We start from the raw sequence: 4876 nt of genomic DNA, 5'->3' as shown, positions 1-4876 counted from the left end.
TACGGCGACGGCTGCTGCTGGGTGATGCAGTGGATGCCGCCGCCGCCCAGGAAGATGTCGCGGGCGTGGACCTGGACCACGCGGCGGTTCGGGAAGGCGTCGCGGATGATGCGGAAGGCGCGCTTGTCCTCCGCCACGTCGAAGGCCGGCATCACGATGCCGCCATTGGCGATGTAGAAATTGACGTAGGACAGGCTCAGCCGCTTGCCTTGGTGCTCCTGCCGCGCCGGCGGCGGCACCTCGATCACCTGCAAGGGCCGGCCCTTGGCGTCCTTGGACGAGCGCAGGATGTCCAGGTTGGTCTGCAGCACGTCGAAATTGCCGTCGCTCTTGTCGTCGGTCGACAGCGCCAGCACCACGCCCGGCCGGACGAAGCAGGCGATCTCGTCGACATGGCCGTCGGTCTCGTCGTCCTCGATCCCCTCCGGCAGCCAGATCACCGTGGAAACGCCCAACCAGTCGCGCAGGTTCTGCTCGACCTGGGCCTTGGTGATGTCGGGGTTGCGGTTCGGATTCAGAAGGCACTGCTCGGTGGTCAGCACCGTGCCTTCGCCATCGACATGCACCGCCCCGCCCTCGAGCACGAAGGGCGCCCGGAAGCGATGGGCGCCGACCTGCTTCAGGATGCGCTTGGCGATCACCGCGTCGCGGCTGTAGGGCTGGTACTTCTGGCCCCAGGCGTTGAAGCGCCAATGGGCACCGGCGAGGTGGCCGTTGCGGTCGAGCAGGAAGGTCGGCCCCGAATCGCGCATCCAGCTGTCGTCGATCTCCATCGACATCACGTCGATCGACGTACCGTTGCCGAGGATCAGCGAGGCCTCGGCCACGTCGGAGGGATTGCAGACCAGCGTCACCGGCTCGAATTCGGCGATGGCGCGGGCCACGTCGGCATAGGCGGTTCGGGCGGCGTCCAGATGCTCGCCCCACGCTTCCTCGCGGCAGGGCCACGCCATCCAGCAGCGGCTGTGTGGCTCCCACTCCGCCGGCATGACGTAACCAAGGGATGCTGGCACGGGCACGATGATCTTCCGCTGTGGCCTGTCTCAAGCGCTGAGGCTAGCGTCCGGCGCGTCCAGATGAAAGAGCCGGTTTGTGACCGTAAAAATGGAACGGGCCCGACCGTATGGTCGAGCCCGTAAAACCGATCGTCCAGAGGACTTAGAAATCAGTGCCTGCAATCAAATGCGGCGCTGGGAGATCGACTTGCCCCGCTTCGCCAAACTGCGCCCGAACGGCGCGAGACGAATGGTCCCAAAGATCGATAGAAACGACATGATAAGCTCTTTTGGATGCTCTCGAACGCTGCTGATGTAGTCGCTTCGGCCGGACTTTTGCTCCAGGGGCAACGCCGATGAAGACCTGCGCGCCGCGCATGACTAAGACTCCTGCGCGGCAACAGGGGTAATCTGTAAGGAAACACCGTTCCGGCTGGCCGCCGCCTTAGTTTCCTGCGGCGAAGGCCAGGCGCTCATCACGCTGCCGGATGCGTTCGTGACGCACCAGCAGGCCGCCGGCGACGACCACGCCGATGGTGACGACCACGACGATGATGGTGGCCAACGCGTTGATTTCCGGCGTCACCCCGAGCTTCACCTTGGAGAAGATGTAAACCGGCAAGGTGGTTGAGCCGGGCCCCGAGACGAAGCTGGTGATGACCAGCGTGTCGAGCGACAGGGTGAAGGCCAGCAACCAGCCCGCGATCACCGCCGGCGAAATGATCGGCAGCGTGATCCAGAAGAACACCGTCAGCGGCCGGGCGCCGAGATCCATCGCTGCCTCCTCGATCGATTCATCGAGGCTGACCAGCCGCGACTGCACGATGACGGCGACATAGGCCAGGCAGAAGGTGATGTGGGCGATGGTGATGGTCAGCATGCCGCGGCCCCGCGGGAAGCCGAACAGCCCTTCCATCGCCACGAACAGCAGCAGCATGGACAGGCCGGTGATCACCTCCGGCATGACCAGCGGTGCCGTGACCAGGCCGGAGAACAGGGTGCGGCCCCGGAACCGGCCGAACCGGGCCAGCACCAGCCCGGCGATGGTGCCGAGGACGCAGGAGACGGTGGCCGCGATCGCCGCGATTTCCAGCGATCGCCGCGCCGCGTCCATCATCTGCTCGTTGTCCAGCAGGGTGCCGTACCATTTGAACGAGAAGCCGCCCCAGATCGTGACCAGCCGGCTTGCGTTGAAGGAGTAGATCATCAGCAGGATGATCGGCACGTAGAGGAAGGCGTAGCCGAACACCAGGCAGGTGAAGAGGAACCAGGGCTTTCTCATGATTCCGCCTCCTGCTGCTTCGCCTGGACGTACTGGAAGATCGTGATCGGGATGACCAGGACCAGCAGCAGCACGATCGCCACGGCCGAGGCGACCGGCCAGTCGGTGTTCTGGAAGAACTCGTTCGACAGCACCTTGCCGATCATCAGCGTGTCGATGCCGCCGAGCAGTTCGGGGATGACGTATTCGCCGACCGCAGGGATGAACACCAACAGCGAGCCGGCGATGATGCCGGGCATCGACAGCGGCAGGGTGATCAGCAGGAAGGCCTTCCAGGGCCGGCAGCCCAGATCCTCCGCCGCCTCCAGCAGCGAGCCATCCAGCTTCTCCAGCGTGGCGTAGAGCGGCAGGATCATGAACGGCAGGTAGGAATAGACGATGCCGATATAGACCGCGGTGTCGGTGTGCAGGATCTCCAGCGGCTGGTCGATGATGCCGAGCCAGAGCAGCAGGTTGTTGAGCAGGCCCTGTTGCTGGAGGATGCCGATCCAGGCGTAGACCCGGATCAGGAACGAGGTCCAGAACGGCAGGATCACCAGCATCAGCAGCGGCACCCGCCACTGCTGGCTCGACCGGGCGATGGCATAGGCCATGGGGTACCCGACCAGCAGGCTGAGGATCGTCGAGATCCCGGCGATCTTGATCGAGCTGAAATAGGCGCTGACGTAGAGCGGGTCGTCGAGCAGGTATTGCAGGTTGCCGAGGTTCAGCGAGATCCCGAGGTGGACGTCATCGATCCAGTCGAACAGCGGCGTGTAGGGCGGCTGGCCGATGACCTTGTCGGCGAAGGCGATCTTCAGGACGATGATGAAGGGGACGAGGAAGAACAGGAACAGCCAGACATAGGGGATGGCGATGACGGTGGTGCGGCCCAGCCGGCCGCCCAGCCGCCGCACCAGCGACGGACCGGCCGCGGCCGGCGTCCCCGCAGCCCCTGCCGCCTCGTCGCTCGCGGTCAAGGCGGTCATTGCGTCAGCACCACGCCGGCGAAGGGCTGCCAGGACAGCCAGACCTCGTCCTCCCAGGTGATCGGCATCTCGGTCAGGCGCGACACGTTCGGCGCCGTCACCCGCACCGTCTTCCCGTTCGGCAGCGCGATCAGGTAGATCGAGAGATTGCCGAGATAGGCGATCTCCTTGATCACGCCCTTGGTGCTGTTGGTGCCCTCCTCGCCCGGCTCCTTGGAGATGGCGATCTTTTCCGGCCGCACGGCGACCCAGACCTGGGTGCCGACCGGCACCGGCAGGCCGTGGCTGATGTAAAGCTGGCAGCCGGCCTCCGGGCTGTCGATGATGACGTGCTCGGGGTGATCCTCGGCCACCCGGCCCTCGAACAGGTTCACCGAACCGATGAAATCGGCGACGTATTTCGACTGCGGGTATTCGTAGATCTCGGCCGGCGTGCCCAGCTGCGAGATGTAGCCGGAATTCATCACCGCGATCCGGCTGGACATGGTCATCGCCTCTTCCTGGTCGTGGGTGACGACCACGAAGGTGATGCCGACCTTTTCCTGGATGTTCACCAGCTCGAACTGGGTCTGTTCGCGCAGCTTCTTGTCGAGCGCGCCGAGCGGTTCGTCCAGCAGCAGGATCTTGGGCTTCTTGACCAGGCTGCGCGCCAGGGCGACGCGCTGGCGCTGGCCGCCCGACAGCTGGTGCGGCTTGCGCTTGGAGAAGCGGCCGAGCTGGACCAGGTCGAGCACCTCGGCGACGCGGAGCTTGATCTCGGCCGCCGGCACCCGGTCCTGGCGCAGGCCGAAGGCGACGTTCTGCTCCACCGTCATATGCGGGAACAGCGCATAGGACTGGAACATCATGTTGACCGGCCGCTCATAGGGCGGCACTGCGGTCATGTCGACTCCGTCGATGAAGATCTTGCCTTCGGTCGGCCGTTCGAACCCGGCCATCATCCGTAGCAGCGTGGTCTTGCCGCAGCCGGATCCGCCGAGCAGGGCGAAGAACTCACCGCGATAGATCGACAGGCTGACATCGTCGACGGCGGTGAAATCGCCGAACTTCTTGGTCACCTTCTCGATCCGGACATATGGCTTCGCATCCGGATCGCGCCATAGCTGCGGCGCGGCCTGCTGTTTCGGCTTTACCTGACCCATTCCCGCCTCCGGCCCCCTGTTCTTGCGGCCCCTGCTCCTGGGGAAACGGCCGCCGCACCCTTGGGATGCGGCGGCCGCGCTGTTTACTGGCCGGTGCGGATCCGCGTCCAGGTCCGCGTCCGCAGCCGTTCATAGTTCGACGGCGCTTCGGTGATCGTGAACAGCCGCTTCATCACATCGTCCGGCGGGAAGACGCGCGGGTCGTTGGCAATGTCGGGGTTCATCAGCGCGCGGGCGCCGACCACCGCATTGCCGTAGCCGACGGCGTCGTCGATCCCGGCCATGACCTTCGGCTCGAGCATGAAGTTGAGATAGGCATAGGCCTCATCCGGATGCGGCGCATCCTTCGGAATGCCCATCATGTCGAACCAGACCAGCGTCCCTTCCTTCGGGATGAAGTAGTCGAGGTTGACGCCGTTCTTGGCCTCTTCCGCCCGGCTCTTGGCGATGCTGACGTCGCCCGACCAGCCGACCGAGACGCAGACATTG

5 protein-coding genes are annotated in these 4876 nt (G+C 64.8%); all 5 read right to left on the bottom strand.

Translation table 11 applies throughout. From position 1 onward, the window contains the following. A partial coding sequence (locus AC3XYG_RS15370; RefSeq protein WP_489140716.1) for an agmatine deiminase family protein occupies positions 1 to 953 on the bottom strand: 953 nt, incomplete at its 3' end. A 487-nt stretch (positions 954 to 1440) separates the two neighbouring features. Further along, complete coding sequence (locus AC3XYG_RS15365) at positions 1441 to 2277, bottom strand: ABC transporter permease subunit (RefSeq protein WP_489140715.1); 837 nt, start codon at positions 2275 to 2277, stop codon at positions 1441 to 1443. Further along, the gene (locus tag AC3XYG_RS15360) at positions 2274 to 3245 is read right to left on the bottom strand and encodes an ABC transporter permease subunit (RefSeq protein WP_489140714.1); all 972 of its coding nucleotides are present in this window, start codon (positions 3243 to 3245) and stop codon (positions 2274 to 2276) included. The genes AC3XYG_RS15365 and AC3XYG_RS15360 overlap by 4 nt, the downstream gene beginning before the upstream one ends. Further along, positions 3242 to 4387 (bottom strand): ABC transporter ATP-binding protein, encoded by a 1146-nt coding sequence (locus AC3XYG_RS15355; protein WP_489140713.1) that lies wholly within the window; start codon positions 4385 to 4387, stop codon positions 3242 to 3244. The genes AC3XYG_RS15360 and AC3XYG_RS15355 overlap by 4 nt, the downstream gene beginning before the upstream one ends. Positions 4388 to 4470: 83 nt before the next feature. After that, the coding region (locus AC3XYG_RS15350) for an extracellular solute-binding protein (RefSeq protein ID WP_489140712.1) at positions 4471 to 4876 on the bottom strand (406 nt) is incomplete at its 5' end.

It is taken from the genome of Inquilinus sp. (assembly GCF_057815775.1).
Note: the sequence above shows the minus strand (reverse complement) of the source record. Positions and strands in the feature narration are given on the sequence as shown.

Coding starts and splice junctions, on each gene's coding strand:
- AC3XYG_RS15360 (WP_489140714.1), bottom strand. CDS start 3,245: ATGACCGCCTTGACCGCGAGCGACGAGGCGGCAGGGGCTGCGGGGACG.
- AC3XYG_RS15365 (WP_489140715.1), bottom strand. CDS start 2,277: ATGAGAAAGCCCTGGTTCCTCTTCACCTGCCTGGTGTTCGGCTACGCC.
- AC3XYG_RS15355 (WP_489140713.1), bottom strand. CDS start 4,387: ATGGGTCAGGTAAAGCCGAAACAGCAGGCCGCGCCGCAGCTATGGCGC.